Here is an 18,598-nt window from a genome sequence, read left to right as displayed (position 1 = left end):
GACCCCCTTTCTATACCTGAATGCAGGCAATTTTTTCTGCCAGCAGGACAGCTGTCATATATACCGCCAGACAGCCTGTCATAATCCCCCTGCCAAGCCCGGTTCCATATAACACGGTAAAAAAGCCCTGTGATGTGACATCCATATAGAATAAAAGAAACAAAGGAACTACGCTCATAATTTTCTGCTCATACTGCCGTCCCCGGAGCATAGTGTCTATTTCTTCCCGAACCTCCAATCGGCCCGCAATAATCTGAACCGTGTCCAGAATGATCCTCCCCAGTTCTCCTCCGCTTCTTCTGGCCGCTGAAAATACCTCCGAAAAATTCTGAATATCCGGAAGTCCGCACCGTTCTGCCATTTCAAGGACCGCCTCCTCCAGCGGCACATTCATCTCCGTCCGGGTCACGACTCTTCTGAATTCACGGGTTATCGTCTCGTCTGTTCCGTAAAGAAAGGCAAGCTCCCCGGCTGCATCCCGAAAGGCATTTTCCGCGGAATGGCCTGCCCGCAAAGATGCCGCCAGGGAAAGAAGCCCATCCTTAAACTGGCTGCAGAGCTTCTGCCGCCTCCGTTCCTGTTCCTTTCTGCCCATGCGGCGAGCCATCCAAACGGAAAGAGGCTGCATTGCCAGAAACGCCATCCGGCTCCTGTAAAACAGATAAGTGAAAATGAGAACTGCCGCCTCAGCCTTCAAAATACTTCTCCAAAAATGGCTCTTTTCGTACCCTTTCCAGCTTCCTGCTCTCCCGGTTTTTTTCAAAAATGGGACAGAGATCATATGCTTCCCTGCTCCTGTCATAGCTCTTCACCCCCAAAATCGTTTCCACCCGTCTGCTTCCATCCCGCTCCCTTGTCAGATGGACCATAATATCAATGGCCGAAGCGATCTGTTCCCGAATGGCGGAAAGAGGCAGATCTCCGCCCATCATGGCCATGGTCTCCAGCCTGGCCAGCATATCCTTTGCGGAACGCCCGTGGCCTGTAGAAAGCGATCCATCATGTCCGGTATTCATGGCCTGCAGCATATCCAGACAGGCTCCGTCCCGGACCTCCCCAACAATGATGCGCGATGGCCGCATACGCAGAGCCGTCTTGATCAGATCCCGTACCGTGATCTCCTGTTCCCCTTCCCCCGAAGAACGCCTTGCTTCCAGACGGACCAGATTCTCCAGATTCTGAAGCTTTAGCTCTGCAGAATCCTCGATGGTAATGATCCGTTCGTCCCCGGGAATCCACGCGGAAAGCGCATTCAGGAAGGTGGTCTTTCCGCTTCCGGTTCCTCCTGATACGAAAATATTTTTCCGGCATCTCACACACTCCTTTAAAAAACCTGCGGCTTCCTCCGTGATGGTTCCAAGCTTCACCAGATAAGCAAGGGAAAAGGCCTCCTTCCCAAACTTCCGTATCGTTACCGCCGGACCGTCAATGGCCGCTGCCCGAAGCACCACATTGACACGAGATCCATCCTCCAGTCTGGCATCCACAATGGGGCTTGCCTCATTGACCGTCCGATTGACTCTGGATACGATCTGCTGGATCACATCCTCCAGCTTTTCCCTGGATGAAAAGCTCTTCTCCCATTTGAACAACTTTCCGGCCCGCTCGACAAAAATGCTGTCCGGCTCGTTGACCATGATTTCCGTCACCGTTTCATCGTCCAAAAGCTCCTGAATCACATCCAGACGTCTCAGACTGTTGAACAGACGCCGGCGCAGGGCAAGTCTTTCTTCCAGAGGAAAACAGCTTCGCCTGCTTTCCTCGACGATCTCCTCATCGATCATTTCCTGGATCCGTTCGTCCTGTGCCTGTCCCTCCATTTCCAGTCGGACCAAAAGGCGGCAGCGCAGCCTTTCTTCGCAATCCCACTCCTGCTTCATTCCTTCTCCTTTCCCTCCATGAGTCCGCCCCGTCTGAGGAGCCGTTCCGCCACAGCGCCAAGCTGCCCGGAATAGGCCCCATCCGCGGTCTCATACCAGCCTGTCTCACTTTTTTCCATTACAAATCGTTCTACCCTCCCACCCGGAAGTCCCGTTTCCTCCAGCCACTGGAGAAAGGCCTCTGTCCGAAGTGCTTCTCCCGGCATTTCCCGGTCCGGCACATAAAGCTTCCGGCACATAGAAAACAGACTGCTCTCCTTCCCCCGGACACTGTTTCCCAGATCAAGGACCAGGTAGCGACACCCCGCAGTTCCGGCCAGGCAGCGGATAAATTCTTCACCATAAGGCTTCCCTTCCGGATAAAGGTCCTCCGGCAGGCGGGCCGGCGCCAGATATTCCGCTTTTCCCCACCGGCACAGAGCCATCTGAAGTCTCGTCTGTGAAAGGCTTCCCTGGCTATAGTAGTAATAGATCTCCGAAAGATCCGCTTCCGGTGTCTCTTCCCCCAGGATAGCCGGAAGACAGGAAAACTCATCCAGGGTGACAAACAGGGTCTTTCCGTATTCCGCCAGAAGACGGCTCATGGAAAGTCCCAGCCGGGTTTTTCCGCAGCCATGCAGCGGAGAACAGATTCCGATAAAAACCGTTTCCTCCTCCGGCTGAACGGAGGATAGAAATCCAGCTCCGAAAAGTTCTTCTCCTCCCACCCTGAGAAGCTTCCTCCATATCTGTTCCGCCGACTGATATTTTTCAATACAGGCAGCTTTTTTATCCAGATTCTCTTTTCCTTCCTCAGAAAGCCGCACAGCCAGGAGGTTTTCACAGCCTATCCACAGGTTCCGCACCGTTTCTCCGGCAAGCAGACAATCCAGCCCGCCGCCCTCCAGACATTCCTTCAATGTCTGTTCCGAGGTAAACACCCGGACCTCCAGACTGTCCTCACACCTCCTGCGGATATATCCCGCCAGTCGCCTGGCATAGCCGCATTCTCTGTCATAAATTCCAATACATATCCTGCCCATGCCTTTCACTCCTTGTTTCAGAAAAGCCACATCCCATATCCCAGCAAAAGTGCTGCTGCAAAGGGAATCGTGCCGTCCATGTCCTGCTCCCTTCTGTAGGGAAGCCATCTGTTTTGGGAAATACATTGTCCGAACCAGACCAGAAAATATCGAAGCCTTCGCCGCAGACTGCGGTGAAAAAGCAAATAAAAAAAAGAAAAGATACTGCCAAAAAGCAGACTGTAAAGAAAACATTCCGCAAAATCCGGAATTCCCATAAAGGCCGCCATGACACTGCAAAGCTTCACATCACCTGCGCCTGTCATGCGCAGCCTCCACGCAGGATAAAAGAGTAAAAATACTGCCGCTGCCCGGCACAGGCAGCAAAAAGCTGCTTGTGCCGAAGCCGCCGTTCCCGCCGGCTCCCCTGAGGGAGCCATCCCTTCCGGAAACAGACCTGCCAGCAAAAGACCGGTAAAAAACCAGATCTCCAGCCAGAAATCCGGGATCCTGCGCCACCGGATATCCGTCACTGCCGCCACTGCGCACACCACAAAAAGCTGCCACTTCACCGGCATCCTCCGTTCTCTGTTCAGTTTAAAAAATAGGGATCTTCGCCCTGAAATCGGGCTTCTTAGATTTGATGATTCTGATTATGCACGAAAAATCCGGTTTTGTCAAGGATTATTTTGTCCCTGCAAACCGGAAATTGTCAAATCATCTCATATTCCCTTTTAAACGCTCAAAAATATGTGTAATGGCAAACATCAAGGTTTCATAATGCATATAGTCAAGAACATTCTTATCTGTCAGAATTTGCAGGCTCGCCGGAAAGTCTTCATCTGATTCCCAAAACCGCAGAATCAGGGGAAGAAAAGGAAACAGATCAAGTTCATATGCAGCATCTCCCTTGTCCAGCTTCCTTCCCCGAAGCGCCGCGCATGCATGAGCCAATTCCTTTGTGTTTCCATCAAAATATTTACCGGCCTCCTGAAAAAAGCTGCTTCCTTTTTCCAGACTGCCGCCCTGTACAGCAAAAAGACTTGCTACATTTACCCATTCATTTGCAAGCCGGCAATTCTCTTTGGAATAGCAAAGCACGTCATATATAGTCATGACCTCATTATAATCTGCTTTTTCTTCTGTCTGTAAAGCTTCATTCAACCAATTGACGATTCCTGTTGATCGTTCAATGCGGTATCTTCTTCCTGCAAAACGGATAAATAAGGATTGCCGGTCATGCTCCAGTGAAAATTTCCGGATCATTTCTTCCTGATCATACTTTAAAACACATCCGCCATGCTGTTTTCATTTTTTCATAATTTGGCATTATGCTTTTTACCACCACGTTTGCCTCCTTGACAAACACTGTTTGCCTATATTATAACAATATTCTTGTTAAATGTAAAATGCCGCCTGTTTCTCCTGGCTTGTTCCGGAATCTGTAGCAGGAACGCCTGCAGTAAATTCAGAACAGCACACCCCTTCACGACTTTGTACATCCCAAGGATCTGGGAATCGCTGCCGTCAACTTCCTTCCCTCCTTCCCACATCTAAAATTTCCCCATTTTTTTCCAGCATAACCCCATCCATTTTCTGCCATACTTGGAATCAGGAAGGAGTGACCGCCATGAAAAATATGGAACTGAAACGAGAACTATACGAGACAAAGAAAACCATCGACAATGCCCTGCGAAATTTCGACTATGTCACAGATCCGGCCCTCATCGATTATTACAGTTATACCCTGAAGGCCGCCGGGATCCGGTACCAGTTTCTCTTAAAGCAGGCAAAACAGCTGGAGGGAACTACATCCGCCGGGCAGCAGCAAAAATTCAGAATCAGGCGATGACACTCCTCCCAAAGTGTACCTTGACCTCCCCCTTTATAGTTGGTAAAATGAAATCAGTACAATTTTGGAGGTAATTTATGTCAGCCTGGTACGACAACAGCGTATTTTATCATATGTATCCTTTGGGAATGACCGGAGCACCAAAGGAGAATCACGAGGCAGCTCCTGCCGACCGGTTCCGTCAGCTCAATGCCTGGATCCCCCACCTGACAGCGCTGGGGATCTCGGCCATTTACATAGGGCCGCTGTTTGAATCCACCAGGCACGGTTATGACACCAGGGATTTCCGCCTGGTGGACCGGCGCCTGGGCACAAACGATGATTTCAGACAATTTGTGAAGCTGTGCCATGAAGCCGGTATTCATGTGGTCGTGGACGGCGTCTTCAACCATACCGGGCGGGAATTTTTTGCATTTCAGGATATTAAAGAGCATCGGGAAGCTTCCGCCTTCAGGGACTGGTATAAGGGCATAAACTTCTGGCAGGGAAGTCCCCTCGGTGATTCCTTTTCCTATGAGGCGTGGCAGGGCCATTATGAGCTTCCGGCCCTGAACCTCCAAAATCCGGCTGTCCGCGATTATCTGCTGGATGTCGTGTCCTTCTGGGTTAAAGAATTTGACATTGACGGCATCCGGCTGGACTGCGCCAACGTGTTGGATTTTGATTTCATGAAGGCGCTCCGTCATCACACGGAGCATCTGAAGACGGATTTCTGGCTCATGGGCGAGGTCATCCACGGCGATTACAGCCGCTGGGCCAACCCCTCCATGCTCCATTCCGTGACCAACTATGAGCTTCATAAGGGGCTGTATTCCGGCCACAACGATTATAACTGTTTTGAGATCGCCCATACGATCCGCCGCCAGTCTGAAGCAAACGGCGGCATTTACCGCAATATTAATCTGTATACCTTCGTGGATAATCATGATGAGAACAGGATCATGAGCAAGCTGAACAACAAACGGCATATCACCACGGTTTATACTATGCTGTTTACCCTTCCGGGGATCCCCTCCGTGTATTACGGTTCCGAGTGGGGCATCGAAGGCGCCCGGACCTCTACCTGTGACGATATGCTGCGTCCGGCCATTGCCCCGGAGCAGTTTGCAAAGCTTCACAATGATCTGACCGATCACATCGGAAGGCTGGCAAAGCTGCACCGGCAGCATCCAGCTCTCTGCACCGGTATGTACCGGGAGCTTCTGCTGACCAACCGGCAGTATGCCTACGCCCGCTCCCTGGATGAGGAGCACATCATCACCGCCGTCAATATTGATGAAAACGGGGCTTTCCTCTCTTTCCGGCTGCCCATGGGCGGAAAAGAAGCGGTGGATCTCGTTTCCGGTGAAAAAATCGCGATTGATAACGGCTGTCTGAACCTTGCTTTGGATGGCTGTGAAAGCAAAATATTAAAGATTGTGGGGTAATCCTATGGAGAAAACAACGGGGTTTATCACAGAAACCGACTGCTACCTGTTTGGAGAAGGTACGCACTATGAAATTTACGAGAAGCTGGGCGCTCATCCGATGGCCAGGAACGGCAAAAAGGGGGTTTATTTTGCCGTATGGGCTCCCCATGCTGTCTCCGTATCCGTAACCGGCGAGTTTAACGGCTGGTCTGAGGACAGTCATCCGATGACACCCATCGGCACCTCCGGCATCCATGAGCTTTTCACCTCCGATGCCAAACCGGGCGGCCTTTACAAATACGTCATCACCACACAGACCGGCAATAAGCTTTACAAATCAGATCCCTATGCCTCCTGGGCGGAGCTTCGTCCCGGCACGGCTTCCCGGATCTGTCCCGCCTCATCCTTCCGCTGGAAGGATGACCACTGGATGGAAAAGAGAGAAAAAAGCCAGATGACCCAGGCTCCTCTGTCCATTTATGAGATCCATCTGGGCTCCTGGAGAAAAAAGGGAGAGGAGTCCCTGAACTACCGGGAACTGGCCGTGGAACTGGCATCCTACATAAAGGAGATGGGTTATACCCATGTGGAACTGATGGGACTTCTGGAATATCCCTTCGACGGCTCCTGGGGCTATCAGGTAACCGGCTACTTTGCCCCCACCTCCCGCTATGGAACTCCTGACGATTTCAAATATTTCGTGGATTATATGCACCGGAAGGGCATCGGCGTGATCCTGGACTGGGTTCCTGCCCACTTCCCCAGAGATGCCCACGGACTGGCTGATTTTGACGGCAGTCCCCTCTATGAATATGCCGATCCCAGGAAGGGCGAGCATCCTGACTGGGGCACAAAGATTTTTGACTACGGCAAGCATGAGGTCTCCAACTTTCTCATTGCCAGCGCCCTTTTCTGGGTAGAAAAATTCCATGTGGACGGTCTCCGCGTGGATGCGGTCGCTTCCATGCTTTATCTGGATTACGGCAAACAGGACGGCCAGTGGGTAGCCAACCAATACGGCGGCCATGAAAACCTGGAAGCCATCGAGTTTTTCAGACATCTGAACAGCATCATGGGAAAACGGAATCCCGGCGCCATGGTCATTGCCGAAGAATCCACTGCCTGGCCCAAGGTCACAGACGAGGCTAAAAACGGCGGCCTGGGCTTTACCTTCAAGTGGAACATGGGCTGGATGCACGATTTCCTGGAATACATGAAGCTGGATCCCTATTTCCGGAAGTTCAACCATAATAAGATGACCTTCGGCATGACCTATGCCTGCAGTGAAAACTTTATCCTGGTACTCTCCCACGATGAGGTGGTTCACCTGAAATGCTCCATGTTAAACAAGATGCCCGGCTATCCGGCGGACAAGTTCGCCAACCTGAAGACAGCCTATACCTTTATGATGGGCCATCCCGGCAAAAAGCTTCTGTTTATGGGACAGGAGTTCGGACAGCTGAGAGAATGGAGCGAGGAACGGGAGCTCGACTGGTTCCTCTTAAAGGAGCCGCTTCACAAAGATTTGCAGAATTACTTCCGCGATCTGCTTCATCTGTATAAAAAATACCCCGCCTTCTACGGCAGGGATTACGACTGGAACGGCTTTGAGTGGATCAACTGCGACGATGCTGACAGAAGCATTTTCAGCTTCGTGAGAAAGAGCCCCACCCGCCGCAACAATCTGCTTTTCATCTGCAATTTCACTCCCGTGGAGCGAAGTGATTACAGGGTCGGCGTACCCAAAAAAGGAAACTATACGCTGCTTCTGGACAATGACCACGGTCTGCTGGAAAAGAAGGAGCAGAAGGTCTTCACAGCAGAGAAGAAGGACTGCGACGGCAGAAGCTATTCCTTCGCTTATCCTCTTCCTCCTTACGGGACTGCAATTTTTAAATATTAAAATTATACCGCCGAAAACGGGCTTCCCCGTACATTCGGCGGTATTTAATCTTTATTTTGCATAATTTTCGAAAAAATTCTTCAAATTGGTGAGGGCCCGCACCAGAAGCTTCGTTTCCTCCGGATCCAGCCCTTCCACCAAAGCCTCCGTCATCTTCCGATGGAACTCGGCGTGGTGCCTGTAAGCCAGCTTGCCCTTGGCCGTCAGCATAATATAAACGACCCGCCTGTCCCGCTCGCTGCGTTCTCGCTTCACATACCCCTTCTTCACCAGGCTGTTCATGGATATGGTCAATGTACCGGTGGTCACATGGAGCTGCTTTGCAATGGCTGACATGTTTTTCGGCGTCCCGATCCCGATGGCTTCGATCACATGCATATCGTTGTTGGTAATATCCTGAAAGCTTTCGGTGATAATGGCCTTTTCCTCGATATCCATAATCTCATTGAACAAGCTCACCAGGATATGATTGAAGGTATCATAGCTGTCCATTTCCCCACCTCCCCGCATATATAATATAGACTATCACAATCCCCAAAAAATCACAAGCGCCTGGCATCAATATTATGGATCCGGTCATTTACCGCATCTACCAGCCGTCTCATGAGGACCAGAAACGGCCAGGCTGCTCCGAGGATGATCCCAAGGATCATCAGCTGGAAAAGGGTAAGGCTCACCAGCGAATACAGCACCGGTCCCAGAATAATAATATTGATTCCCATCAAAAGAGCCATGGAGCTCCAGATGGCAAACCGCTTTCTGTCAAAGGGCATACACACCTGCGCCAGCACCAGAATGCCCACAAAGCCCACGGCTGCGCCGGCCATGGTGTTCATGACCCCCGTTGTCCAGCCCATGACGGTACAAACAACAGAAACGACCAGCACTGCTGCCACATTGGTCAGTCCGCCCGGAAGTGCCTTCACTGCCACATTGTAAATAAACCGGCCCCGGATCAGCTCCTCATTTGGTTCCAGAGCAAGCAAAAATGAAGGAACACCGATGGCAAACATTCCGATCATGGTAAGCTGAATGGGCATCAGCGGATAAGGGAACGGAATAAAAAGCAGAATGACCGTGAGAACGAAGGAAAAAATATTTTTCACCAGAAAAAGAGCTGCCGCCCGCTCGATATTATTGATCACGCGGCGTCCCTCAGCCACTACCCGCGGCATGGCCGAAAAATCCGAATCCAGAAGAACCAGGTGGGCCGCCTGGCAGGCTGCGTCGCTGCCGGATGCCATGGCCACGCCGCAGTCGGCATCCTTGAGAGCCAGCACATCGTTGACCCCGTCGCCGGTCATGGCCACCGTGTGGCCTCCGGCCTTCAGAGCCTTCACAAGCTCCCGCTTCTGCTCCGGCGTCACTCTTCCGAATACGGTATAAGCCTCTGCCGCCCGGGAAAGCTCTTCCTCCGATTTAAGGCTCCTGGCGTCCACAAACCGGTCCGCTCCGGAAATTCCCACCTGTTCGGCGATTCTGGAAACTGTCATGGGATTGTCTCCGGAGATCACTTTGACCGTGACTCCCTGGCTTTCAAAATACCGGAAGGTCTCCTCCGCATTTTCCCGTATGTTGTTGGCAATGACGATCAATGCCAGCGGAACTGTCTGTCCCGTGAGGGTTTTCCCCTCCTCAGGGCTTCCCCTGTACTCCGCCGCCAGAATTGCCCGTTCTCCCCGCTCCTCACAGCTCTTCAGCCGGCGGGAAAGTTCCTCCTCCCCGTCCAGCGCGTTCCCCATGAGCACCTCCGGTGCTCCCATTACAAAGGTCCCCTGTTCTTCAAAGGTAACTGCGCTCCATTTTGTTTTTGACTGGAAGGGAATCGCCCGGAGTACCCTCCAGGGGCAGAACGGCTTTTCTTCCTCCAGGTCTCTGCAGTACCGCTCCATGGCCATGGCTGTCTCGTTGTCCATCTCCAGAGCTCCGCAATAAGCGTATAAAAAACGGCTAATAAAAGCCTCTCCTCTTTCTTCATTAAGGCAGACGACCCCGGACACCTGCATTCTGGGCTCCGTAATGGTGCCGGTCTTGTCCACACAGAGCACATCCACCCGTGCCAGAGTCTCAACACAGCTCATCTCATGGACGACCGTGTTTCCCTTTGCCAGCCGCATGACGGAAAGCGCCAGCGCCACACTGGTAAGGAGGTAGAGCCCTTCCGGTATCATTCCCACCAGAGCCGCAATGACAGCCACCGTGGCTCCCCCGATATCAAAGCCGAGGATCCAGTGCTGCTTCCAGAACAGCAGAAGACCCATGGGAACCAGGGCAACGGCGATCACCCGGAGTATTTTATCAAGGGAATTCATCATCTCCGATTTCTTCCCGAAGCCTTTTTTTCTGGCCTCCACCGTGAGTCGGGAAGCGTAGGAATCCGCTCCCACATGGGTCAGTCTTGCCAGACAATGTCCCGACAGAATAAAGCTGCCCGATTTAAGCTCCGATCCCGGTTTTTTGTATACTGCATCAGCCTCGCCGGTGATCAGCGCCTCGCTGGCTCTTGCTTCCCCTTCTATCACCACAGCATCCGCCGGTATCTGGGCGCCGGCCTGAAAGATCACCATATCATCCTGTACAAGCCCGTCAGATGGGCACTCAAATTCCTGCCCATCCCGGATCACAGGGTACTGCGCCTGAGCCACCAGAGAAAGCCGGTCCACCACCCGTTTGGAACGAAGCTGCTGGACAATGCCGATCACTGCGTTCACAATGACGGCGACGAGAAACAGCATCTGCTTATAATGACCCACAAGGATCAGGCAGGCTGCCAGCACCGCAAATATAAAATTGAAAAAAGTAAAGATACTGCCCGCCACGATCTGCCCCACTGATTTGGACGGGGTCTCCACCGGCAGATTCCGCAGTCCCTTCGCCATCCGCTCCTGCACCTGGGCCGACGAAAGTCCTGTCGTTCCATATCTGCCGCCCTTTCCGTTTGACTCCGACATCCCTTGTCCTGCCGCCCCCTTTTTCACGCCCTGTTTTGCAGCCATTCTTCTGCAAAGCGCTCTTCATGCTTTACATTCTTTACATGCTTTACGTGTTGTGCCCATTATAGCATTTTCCCCCAAAAAAGCACAAGAACAACCGCTTTTTCGACAAATATTTCTTGCCCAAAGAAAGGCCTGCCTATATAATTAATTCATGTCTATTACATTTGAGAAAGAGGAAACGATATGTATCTGGAAATTCTGAAGCTTGTACTTGTTTTTTTCATTATTATCGGGATCATGTGGTTGAAAAAACCGCTTTCCATAGCAGTTGCCGCAGCCTCCGTGGCCGCCGTCCTGCTCTTTCAGCTTCCTGTTTCCACTGCTGCCACGGCGGTGAGGGACGGCGCTCTGTCCTCATCGACCATCGAAGTACTCCTTGTGCTCTATACCCTGACCTATCTGCAGCGGATGATGGAGGACAGAAAAAACCTGAGCAATGCACAGCTGGCCATGAACGGACTGTTCAACAACCGGCGCATCAATGTCTCCATTGTCCCCTTTATTCTGGGAATGCTCCCTGCCGCCAGCACCGTCATCATCTGCGGCCCCATTGTGCGGGGCAGCGTGGGAGATGAGCTTACCACCGAGGAAAAGGCCTGCATCACCTCCTATTTCCGCCATATTTCCGAAAGCTTTCTCCCCACCTACACGACGATCTTCATTGCCATCACCCTGTCCGGCGGACGGGTAACGACCTCCTCCTTCATCCTTGCCATGATCCCCATGGTAATCCTTCTGTTTGCAGTCGGCTGGATCGTTTACCTGCGAAAGATTCCCAAGGACAGCGGTATTGTCCCGGACAAGCCAAAAGCCTTTTACTGGAAGCTTCTCGTAAAAAGCATCTGGCCCATTGCCCTTGCCATTGTCCTGATCCTTTTTTTCAGGCTGCGGGTGCCCCTCGCCGTGCTGATCTGTATTGTTGTCAACATTTTTGTGAACAGATTCCGCCCGGCGGAGCTGATTTCCTTTCTGCGCACCGCCTTTGAACCGAAGCTTCTGATCAGCAGCCTTCTGGTGATGATTTTTAAGGAAATTCTGACCGCCACCGGAGTGGTCACTGTGATGCCGGCGTTGTTTTCCTCCCTGCCGATTCCGTCCTTCCTGATCTATGCGCTGATTTTCTTCTTCTCCGCAGTGGTCGCCGGAAACCAGGCCGCCGTTATCCTCTGCATGCCCATGGCCATGGCTTCCCTTGCGCCGGGCGCACCCGGACTGGCCCTTTTCGTCCTGCTCATGAGCATTGACTATGTGGCCATGCAGATCTCACCGGTCCATGTCTGCCTTACCCTGTGTGCAGAAGATTACGGCGTCTCTTTAAGCAAAATGATCAAGAAGACGCTGCCCCTGGTAACGCTCTTTACTCTGGCGGTGTTCGTCTACTACGGTATTCTGACCGCTCTCGGGTTCTGATAAAAACGGCGTATCGGCAGCTTCAAAGCCATCCGATACGCCGTTCTTTTTTTATTTTCTATTTATCCCAAAGCCTCGGTTCATAGCCAAGCTCTTCGAGGAGCTTCATATCCTGCTCTATGGTGATCCCCGCCGTTGTCAGCATATCGCCGGAAATGGCGGCGTTAGCCCCGGAACAGAAGCAGGCCCGACCCTTGTCGGGCAGAAGTCCCCGGCCGCCTGCCAGCCGGATGGATGCATCCGGTACCAGGAACCGGAACACAGCTACGATCCTTCTCATATCGTCGCCGGTCAGACGCCGGTTGTGTTCATAGGGAGTTCCCGGAATGGGATTCAGCATATTCACCGGAATGGAGCGAACTCCCAGCTCCCGGATCGTCAGTACCATATCGATCCGGTCCTCCATGGTCTCTCCAAGCCCCATGATGCCGCCGCTGCATACACTCATCCCGGCCGCCCGGGCTGCTTTTATGGCAGCTATCTTGTCGTCAAAGGTGTGGGTGGTGCAGACCTGAGGGAAATAGGCTCTCGAGCTTTCCAGATTATTGTGGACCCGCTCTGCCCCGGCTTCCTTGAGGCGCCTGTACTGTTCCTCGTTCAGAAGCCCGAAGGAGACGCACACGGCAATCCCCGTCTTTTCCTTAATATCGCGGATGCTCTCGCACATCCTGTCCACTTCCCGGTCGGACAGCCGTTTCCCCGACGTGACAATGGAATACCGGAGCACCCCTCTGTCATCGTTGTATTTCGCCTGCTCTGTGATCTCCTCTGTGGAAAGCAGCGGATATTCCTCCGCCCCTGTATGATAAAAAGCAGACTGGGCGCAGTATTTACAGTCCTCGGAACAGCGCCCGCTCTTCCCGTTGATAATCGTACAGATGTCAAAGCCATTGCCGCAAAAATGCCGTCGGATCTCATCGGCTGCTTTGCTTAGCTTCGAAAGCGGCTGCTCTGCCAGCCAAAGGGCTTCCTCCTTCCCAATGAGTTCCCCGTTCAGCACCCGCTGCTTCATTTTCTGCAGCTCCTGGTCCTGAAGCGCTGTATTGTTCTGCAAATCCATATTCCGGTCTTCCTTTCTGCAAATGATTTTCCTCTTCACACTATAAAAATATTTTTACAGATTGTCAACCGTTTTTATAATAAGGTTTACAAAATCTGTCCCAGATACCCGGAACCGATTCCCAGCACCGCTGCCAGAACAATGACCAGAATTGGATGGACCTTCTTAATGATCATAATGAGCGCTGCCGCAAAGATCACCAGAGAGCAGACAAAGCCGTAATCGATCCCCTGAAAAGCGGAAAAGCCGTCAGCAAAAAATACGGTCTGTCCCACAGAGATCACCGCCGAACCGATGAGACCGATCACTGCCGGTTTCAGACCCGACATGGCGCCTGCTACGATCTTACTGCTCTTAAACCGTGCAAAGCACTTTGCCACCAGGAGAATGATCACAAAGGAAGGAAGGGTCACTCCCAGCGTAGCGCAGAGTGCCCCCGGCAGCCCGGCGGTCTCCATGCCCACATAGGTAGAAATATTGACTGCAAAGGGCCCCGGCGTGGATTCACTGACTGCGACAAAATTGACCAGTTCCTCCATGGAAAGCCACCCGTGGGCCTGAACCTCCGTCTGAATAAAAGGAAGCATGGCGTAGCCGCCTCCAAAGGTAAAGGCTCCGATCTTTAAAAATGTGAAAAACAATTCCAGATAGATCATTTCCGCGCCCTCCCCGAAACAACTGCTGTGGATAAGAGGCCTGCCGCCGCGCAGCCGAGAATGATATACAATACATCCACCTTAAGAAACGCCGCCGCCACAAAGGCAGCTGCCGCGATCACATAGGACATCGGCTTCTTCGGACACTGCTTGTACATGCTCCAGAAGGCCTTGAGGATCAGGGCCAGAACTCCTGCCCGGATTCCGTTGAAGGCGTACTGTACCGCCTGCATATGCTGAAACTCCTTAAGGACGAGGGAAATCGCCGCGATCATAAGAAACGAAGGCAGCACTACCCCGAAGGTAGACGCAAAAGCCCCCCAAAAGCCTGCCACCTCGAAGCCCACAAAGGTAGCCGAATTGATGGCAATGGGACCCGGGGTCGATTCGGCAATGGCCACAATATCCAGAATATCCTTGTCCTCGATCCAGCGGCGCTTCGTCACCGCTTCCTTCTGGATCAGCGGGATCATGGCATAGCCGCCGCCGAAGGTGAAGGCACCGATCTTCAGAAAGGTAAGAAACAACGCACCGATCTTTTTTCGTTTTTCTTTCATTTTCGCAGTTCCTCTCACAGGATGATTTCGCTTCCGCTATTTATTATACTCAAATCCCGGACATTTTCAAACTTCATTTGATAAAAGCGTCCTGCGGCGACTGTTCTTGTACTTTTCTCTCTCCATATGCTATAATCAAGCTACAAAAATGATCGTTCCCCAAAGAGCGATCCGGGAAGGAGTGTTACTATGAGAGAGACGCTCTACAGCAGATTGCGTGCCGAATTCAGTGCCGGCGACCGTGAAAAAAATGAAGGGCTTGCTTCGCCGGAGGATGTGCTCCGCTTCGACGATATTCTTTATGACACCGCGGACCCTGACTGGAACAGGCTTGATGTCTATCTGCCGAAATATAAAAAGGGACCTTTTCCGGTGATCATCAGCGTCCATGGAGGCGCCTGGGTCTATGGCTGCAAGGAAGGGTACCAGTATTATTGCATGAGTCTGGCGCAGTACGGCTTTGCCGTAGTGAATTTCAGCTACCGTCTTGCTCCGGAGCACCCGGTCACTGACGAGCTTGTGGACACGGATCACGTTGTCAAATGGGTTCTCGGCCATTGCGGGGAATATCAGCTGGATGCAGAACGGATTTTTATGGTGGGAGATTCCGCCGGCGGAAATCTGGCTGCCATCTATGCAGGCATCTGCACCAATCCGGGCTTTGCAGCCCGCTACTCCATAAAACCGCCGGAGGACTTTGCTCCTCTGGCCCTGGGACTCAACTGCGGGGTTTTTGATCTGTTTATGGAGGTGGTCGATGGCGAAAGCAATACCCGGGATATCCTGAGAGAGATCTTCCACACAGAGGACCCGGTGGAATTTCTTCCGCTTCTCAACGCCATTGACGGCCTTTCGGCAAAGTTTCCCCCGGTCTGCCTGATCACGGCAGAGCAGGATTTTCTCCGCCCCCAGTCCCACCGGATGAAAGAGGCGCTGGATTCCTTCGGAATTCCCTGCCTGCTTTACGACTGTGTGGGAAGAAAGGTTCCCCTGTGGCATGATTTTCACACCCACATGAAGGAGGAGGAAGCCCGCGAGGTCAACGAAAAACAATGCAACTTTTTCCTGGACATCGCCGGCCGGCGGCGTCCCTGATCTGCATTTAATTTCCCGTCGGAATGATTTTGATTGTTTAAGGAGGCTTTTATGGGACTGTTTTCATTGAAATCCATGAAAGAAAGAGAAGAGGCCACCGAAAAACGGTGGCCGACCATTCGCAGTGTACGCTTTAAAAAATATTCAGAAGGCTATGAATTTTATCAGATTCCCCGCGGAAACGGCCGCTCCGGAACCAGAACGGTTTCCGTCTACGTCGGCGACTATTATTCCGTGCCCTTAAGCTCGTCCCAGTGGTACGGTCTGCGGGCTCTGTATGCCCTTTTGCTCCTTGGCTCCGCCGCTCTGTTTCTGTTCTGCGGCACCCGCCGCATCTCCTTCAATCTGACCTGGTACGCGGCGATCCTGGAGCTCCCGACCATTTTCCTTTACCTGTATCTGCTGGTGGTTCTCTTTTATTACACCATCGCGCCAAAGAAAATGACGGTCTATGACTACCGCACCACGTCTCTGCGTCTGCAGAAGTTCTGTCTGTTTCTGATGGCGATCTTACTGGCAGACACTGCTGCCGCTGTCCTGCACCTGTGTTTCAACGGCTTTGCCGAGGCATCCTCCACCCTGCTCAGCGCCGGAGGATTTCTGATCTCTGCCGTCCTGATCGATGTGATCAACCGGGTCGAAAAGACGCTGCCCTATGAAAAAGAAAAGAGTCAGGACAAGGCGCCGGAAAACGGGAAAAAAGTGATCTGTTAAATCACGTTTTCCTGCTGCCGGTATCTGACCATCATCTCCGCGAAGATCTGTCCATTGGTGGGCGGTGTGAAGGTGACGGCATTCGCTCCCGCTTCAATGGTTCTTCGAATACTCTCATCGTTGCCGCCGCCGGTGGCAATGATGGGCAGCTCCGGAAATTCCTTTCTGATGGAAGCTACGATCTCCGGCGTTTTTGCGGCTCCGGAAACATTGATGATCGAAGCGCCGCTCTCCACTCTTTTTCGAATGTCAGTCCGTTCGGACACCACCGTCACGATGATGGGAATCTCAATTTTTCTTCTCAGGTATTCCAGAGTCTCATTGGGCGTCGGCGCATTGACCACCACGCCGTGGGCTCCCAGAAATTCCGCGTCCTCAGCCAGATTGGTGACCCGCTTCCCCGTCGTAGTGCCGCCTCCTACTCCGCAGAACACCGGAAGGCCGGATGCATTGATCAGCGCCTGGCTGATGATGGGCTGCGGTGTAAAAGGATAGACCGCCAGCACTGCATCTGCATTGCAGTTTCGGATGATCGCAATGTCAGTCGTAAAGACCAGCGATTTGATCAGCTTTCCGAAAATGCGGATCCCGCTGGCCTCCTCGATCACCTTCGGCACAAGCACCATGTGTTTTCTTAAATTTCCTTCTATGGTCGGTATATATTTATCTTCCATCGGATTCCTCCTCTCGCCTCTGCGATTTCGTTCTCTTTTAAACGGTTTTATTTTAAACCATTTAACAACAAAAAGACCGATGTGTCAAGATCTTCCCGGCTTTCTTTAGAAAAAATTTATGATACATACAAAATCATTGCTTCAGGGAACACAAAAAAAACACCGTCCCCGGTGCTCTTTTCGTCATCGAAAACAGTGCTTTCAGTGCGCCGCCAGGGGCTCGAACCCTGGACACCCTGATTAAGAGTCAGGTGCTCTACCAACTGAGCTAGCAGCGCAAATCTTGTCCGTGCCCGTGAGGCTTGTCTCTTGAGCACGAACATTATTATAGCTCATAGTTTTTATAATTGCAAGCAGTTTTTTAAAATTTTTTAATTTTTTTGTTATCATTTTTTATCAGGGCTTTTTATCCAGCAGCTCCTGGATCTCTTTCAGGGATTTCTGCACCTTAAGGGCCTTCCTGTCCAGATTCTTTTTGTCACAGCATATCCGGGAAAGCTTTTCCTGAAAACTCATCCTTCTTTTCACAACGGCGCCTCCCGCCGGGGCTTCTTAGTACCATACTATGCAGAAGGCTTTCTCCTGACTCCCTCAGATTTCCTTACAGCCTGCCGTCAGCTTGCAGATGGGCTGCCCCTTCTCTGAAAACTTCTGCTCATACTCCGTCATCACGTTTCCGCGGCACAGGTCCTCCTCATGATGGAGATCAAAGGTATGGGAAAGAAGCTCCCAGCCTCTCGTCCCCTTTACGGACTCCAGGGAATATTCAAAGAGATCCCGGTTGTCAGTCTTAAATTCCAGGATTCCGCCCTCTTTCAGGATCTTTTCGTACCGTTCCAGAAATACCGGCGAGGTCAGGCGTCGTTTCGCGTGGCGTGCCTTGGGCCAGGGATCCGAGAAATTCAGATACAGTCTGTCGATCTCCCCCGGTGCGAAGAAGTTTTCCAGATATTCTGCCTGCACATTCAAAAACCGCACATTGGGCATCTCCGGTACCCCCTCCAGCTTCTGCACTGCCCGTACCAAGACACTGGCATACATTTCCACGCCGATATAATTGATTTCCGGATGGAGCGATGCAAGCTCCAGGAGAAAACGGCCCTTGCCCATCCCGATCTCCATTCGGATAGGATTCCCGTTTCCGAAAACTTCCTTCCAGTTTCCCCGGTGAGCTTCCGGCTCCTCCACCACATAGGTGCTCTCAGCCAGAACATCTCTGGCTCCTTTTACATTTCGCAGTCTCATTTCCTGTTTTCCTCTCAATTATAGATTTATTTCAGGTCTTTTTCCCCACTTTTCGCCGGAAATCCCGGATTTTGGCGGGATTTACTTGCCACCGGAGGCTTTTTCCATTATAATCTAATTCAAATAGTATCATTTTTATAAGGAGT

General features: G+C 51.9%; 19 protein-coding genes and 1 tRNA gene. 6 read left to right on the top strand and 14 right to left on the bottom strand.

Translation table 11 applies throughout. The features are described from left to right. Positions 1–10: 10 nt before the first annotated feature. The 5 genes from QJ036_RS08040 to QJ036_RS08020 all read right to left on the bottom strand — a co-directional run bounded on the left by QJ036_RS08040 (position 11) and on the right by QJ036_RS08020 (position 4,147). Complete coding sequence (locus tag QJ036_RS08040; RefSeq protein ID WP_283230873.1) at positions 11–697, bottom strand: type II secretion system F family protein; 687 nt, start codon at positions 695–697, stop codon at positions 11–13. After that, positions 687–1,880, bottom strand: a complete 1,194-nt coding sequence (locus QJ036_RS08035; RefSeq protein ID WP_331487514.1) for a CpaF family protein — start codon at positions 1,878–1,880, stop codon at positions 687–689. Before QJ036_RS08035 ends, QJ036_RS08040 begins: the two co-directional genes overlap by 11 nt. After that, positions 1,877–2,902 carry a hypothetical protein gene (locus tag QJ036_RS08030; protein WP_283230872.1) on the bottom strand — a complete coding sequence of 342 codons (1,026 nt, stop codon included), beginning with the start codon at positions 2,900–2,902 and terminating at the stop codon, positions 1,877–1,879. Before QJ036_RS08030 ends, QJ036_RS08035 begins: the two co-directional genes overlap by 4 nt. A 17-nt stretch (positions 2,903–2,919) precedes the next feature. Beyond that, entirely contained in the window at positions 2,920–3,453 is a 534-nt protein-coding gene (locus QJ036_RS08025; RefSeq protein ID WP_283230871.1) for an A24 family peptidase, read from the bottom strand. A 145-nt stretch (positions 3,454–3,598) separates the two neighbouring features. Next, positions 3,599–4,147 (bottom strand): DUF3786 domain-containing protein, encoded by a 549-nt coding sequence (locus QJ036_RS08020; protein WP_283230870.1) that lies wholly within the window; start codon positions 4,145–4,147, stop codon positions 3,599–3,601. Positions 4,148–4,511: 364 nt separating this feature from the next. Between QJ036_RS08020 and QJ036_RS08015 the strand changes: the two genes are divergently transcribed. From QJ036_RS08015 to glgB, 3 genes are all read left to right on the top strand, one after another. Beyond that, positions 4,512–4,733, top strand: a complete 222-nt coding sequence (locus QJ036_RS08015; protein WP_283230869.1) for a DUF2508 family protein — start codon at positions 4,512–4,514, stop codon at positions 4,731–4,733. Between the two features lie 77 nt (positions 4,734–4,810). Next, positions 4,811–6,160 carry an alpha-amylase family glycosyl hydrolase gene (locus QJ036_RS08010; protein WP_283230868.1) on the top strand — a complete coding sequence of 450 codons (1,350 nt, stop codon included), beginning with the start codon at positions 4,811–4,813 and terminating at the stop codon, positions 6,158–6,160. Positions 6,161–6,164: 4 nt separating this feature from the next. After that, on the top strand, positions 6,165–8,045 hold the full coding sequence (gene glgB, locus QJ036_RS08005) for a 1,4-alpha-glucan branching protein GlgB (RefSeq protein WP_283230867.1): 1,881 nt from the start codon (positions 6,165–6,167) through the stop codon (positions 8,043–8,045). Positions 8,046–8,096: 51 nt separating this feature from the next. On the opposite strand, the gene QJ036_RS08000 is transcribed toward glgB, so the two are convergent. Together QJ036_RS08000 and QJ036_RS07995 are read right to left on the bottom strand one after the other, a co-directional pair. Further along, complete coding sequence (locus QJ036_RS08000) at positions 8,097–8,537, bottom strand: MarR family winged helix-turn-helix transcriptional regulator (RefSeq protein WP_283230866.1); 441 nt, start codon at positions 8,535–8,537, stop codon at positions 8,097–8,099. 50 nt (positions 8,538–8,587) lie between these two features. Next, the gene (locus QJ036_RS07995) at positions 8,588–11,041 is read right to left on the bottom strand and encodes an HAD-IC family P-type ATPase (protein ID WP_283230865.1); all 2,454 of its coding nucleotides are present in this window, start codon (positions 11,039–11,041) and stop codon (positions 8,588–8,590) included. A 183-nt stretch (positions 11,042–11,224) separates the two neighbouring features. On the opposite strand from QJ036_RS07995, the gene QJ036_RS07990 reads away from it, so the two are divergent. Continuing rightward, the gene (locus QJ036_RS07990) at positions 11,225–12,451 is read left to right on the top strand and encodes a DUF401 family protein (RefSeq protein WP_283230864.1); all 1,227 of its coding nucleotides are present in this window, start codon (positions 11,225–11,227) and stop codon (positions 12,449–12,451) included. A 58-nt stretch (positions 12,452–12,509) separates the two neighbouring features. On the opposite strand, the gene bioB is transcribed toward QJ036_RS07990, so the two are convergent. The 3 genes from bioB to QJ036_RS07975 all read right to left on the bottom strand — a co-directional run bounded on the left by bioB (position 12,510) and on the right by QJ036_RS07975 (position 14,724). Next, positions 12,510–13,511 carry a biotin synthase BioB gene (bioB, locus tag QJ036_RS07985; protein ID WP_283230863.1) on the bottom strand — a complete coding sequence of 334 codons (1,002 nt, stop codon included), beginning with the start codon at positions 13,509–13,511 and terminating at the stop codon, positions 12,510–12,512. 86 nt (positions 13,512–13,597) lie between these two features. Continuing rightward, positions 13,598–14,167 (bottom strand): chromate transporter, encoded by a 570-nt coding sequence (locus QJ036_RS07980; protein WP_283230862.1) that lies wholly within the window; start codon positions 14,165–14,167, stop codon positions 13,598–13,600. Then, positions 14,164–14,724: a chromate transporter gene (locus QJ036_RS07975; RefSeq protein ID WP_283230861.1), complete on the bottom strand. Its 561-nt coding sequence runs from the start codon at positions 14,722–14,724 to the stop codon at positions 14,164–14,166. The genes QJ036_RS07980 and QJ036_RS07975 overlap by 4 nt, the downstream gene beginning before the upstream one ends. Positions 14,725–14,913: 189 nt before the next feature. Between QJ036_RS07975 and QJ036_RS07970 the strand changes: the two genes are divergently transcribed. After that, positions 14,914–15,819 (top strand): alpha/beta hydrolase, encoded by a 906-nt coding sequence (locus QJ036_RS07970; RefSeq protein WP_283230860.1) that lies wholly within the window; start codon positions 14,914–14,916, stop codon positions 15,817–15,819. 51 nt (positions 15,820–15,870) lie between these two features. After that, complete coding sequence (locus tag QJ036_RS07965) at positions 15,871–16,533, top strand: hypothetical protein (protein WP_283230859.1); 663 nt, start codon at positions 15,871–15,873, stop codon at positions 16,531–16,533. Here the strand turns inward: QJ036_RS07965 and QJ036_RS07960 are convergent. The 4 genes from QJ036_RS07960 to trmB all read right to left on the bottom strand — a co-directional run bounded on the left by QJ036_RS07960 (position 16,530) and on the right by trmB (position 18,452). Next, the gene (locus QJ036_RS07960) at positions 16,530–17,207 is read right to left on the bottom strand and encodes a beta/alpha barrel domain-containing protein (protein ID WP_283230858.1); all 678 of its coding nucleotides are present in this window, start codon (positions 17,205–17,207) and stop codon (positions 16,530–16,532) included. The two genes, QJ036_RS07965 and QJ036_RS07960, sit on opposite strands and share 4 nt — an antisense overlap. Positions 17,208–17,412: 205 nt before the next feature. After that, positions 17,413–17,485, bottom strand: a tRNA-Lys gene (locus QJ036_RS07955). Positions 17,486–17,603: 118 nt separating this feature from the next. Next, positions 17,604–17,735 (bottom strand): hypothetical protein, encoded by a 132-nt coding sequence (locus tag QJ036_RS07950; protein WP_283230857.1) that lies wholly within the window; start codon positions 17,733–17,735, stop codon positions 17,604–17,606. Positions 17,736–17,798: 63 nt separating this feature from the next. Continuing rightward, a complete protein-coding gene (gene trmB / locus QJ036_RS07945) occupies positions 17,799–18,452 on the bottom strand; it encodes a tRNA (guanosine(46)-N7)-methyltransferase TrmB (RefSeq protein ID WP_283230856.1) in 654 nt (217 codons plus the stop codon). Positions 18,453–18,598 lie beyond the last annotated feature (146 nt).

Origin of the sequence: Fusibacillus kribbianus, from assembly GCF_030053595.1 — a bacterium.
Taxonomy (GTDB): Bacteria; Bacillota; Clostridia; order Lachnospirales; family Lachnospiraceae; genus Lientehia; species Lientehia kribbiana.
Note: the sequence above shows the minus strand (reverse complement) of the source record. Positions and strands in the feature narration are given on the sequence as shown.

Excerpts from the sequence above, each read along its gene's own strand:
- QJ036_RS07995 (WP_283230865.1), bottom strand. The coding sequence starts at position 11,041 with ATGGCTGCAAAACAGGGCGTGAAAAAGGGGGCGGCAGGACAAGGGATG.
- QJ036_RS08030 (WP_283230872.1), bottom strand. The coding sequence starts at position 2,902 with ATGGGCAGGATATGTATTGGAATTTATGACAGAGAATGCGGCTATGCC.
- QJ036_RS08000 (WP_283230866.1), bottom strand. The coding sequence starts at position 8,537 with ATGGACAGCTATGATACCTTCAATCATATCCTGGTGAGCTTGTTCAAT.
- glgB (WP_283230867.1), top strand. The coding sequence starts at position 6,165 with ATGGAGAAAACAACGGGGTTTATCACAGAAACCGACTGCTACCTGTTT.
- QJ036_RS07965 (WP_283230859.1), top strand. The coding sequence starts at position 15,871 with ATGGGACTGTTTTCATTGAAATCCATGAAAGAAAGAGAAGAGGCCACC.
- bioB (WP_283230863.1), bottom strand. The coding sequence starts at position 13,511 with ATGGATTTGCAGAACAATACAGCGCTTCAGGACCAGGAGCTGCAGAAA.
- QJ036_RS08015 (WP_283230869.1), top strand. The coding sequence starts at position 4,512 with ATGAAAAATATGGAACTGAAACGAGAACTATACGAGACAAAGAAAACC.
- trmB (WP_283230856.1), bottom strand. The coding sequence starts at position 18,452 with ATGAGACTGCGAAATGTAAAAGGAGCCAGAGATGTTCTGGCTGAGAGC.
- QJ036_RS08010 (WP_283230868.1), top strand. The coding sequence starts at position 4,811 with ATGTCAGCCTGGTACGACAACAGCGTATTTTATCATATGTATCCTTTG.
- QJ036_RS07975 (WP_283230861.1), bottom strand. The coding sequence starts at position 14,724 with ATGAAAGAAAAACGAAAAAAGATCGGTGCGTTGTTTCTTACCTTTCTG.
- QJ036_RS07980 (WP_283230862.1), bottom strand. The coding sequence starts at position 14,167 with ATGATCTATCTGGAATTGTTTTTCACATTTTTAAAGATCGGAGCCTTT.
- QJ036_RS07960 (WP_283230858.1), bottom strand. The coding sequence starts at position 17,207 with ATGGAAGATAAATATATACCGACCATAGAAGGAAATTTAAGAAAACAC.
- QJ036_RS07990 (WP_283230864.1), top strand. The coding sequence starts at position 11,225 with ATGTATCTGGAAATTCTGAAGCTTGTACTTGTTTTTTTCATTATTATC.
- QJ036_RS07970 (WP_283230860.1), top strand. The coding sequence starts at position 14,914 with ATGAGAGAGACGCTCTACAGCAGATTGCGTGCCGAATTCAGTGCCGGC.
- QJ036_RS08035 (WP_331487514.1), bottom strand. The coding sequence starts at position 1,880 with ATGAAGCAGGAGTGGGATTGCGAAGAAAGGCTGCGCTGCCGCCTTTTG.
- QJ036_RS08020 (WP_283230870.1), bottom strand. The coding sequence starts at position 4,147 with ATGATCCGGAAATTTTCACTGGAGCATGACCGGCAATCCTTATTTATC.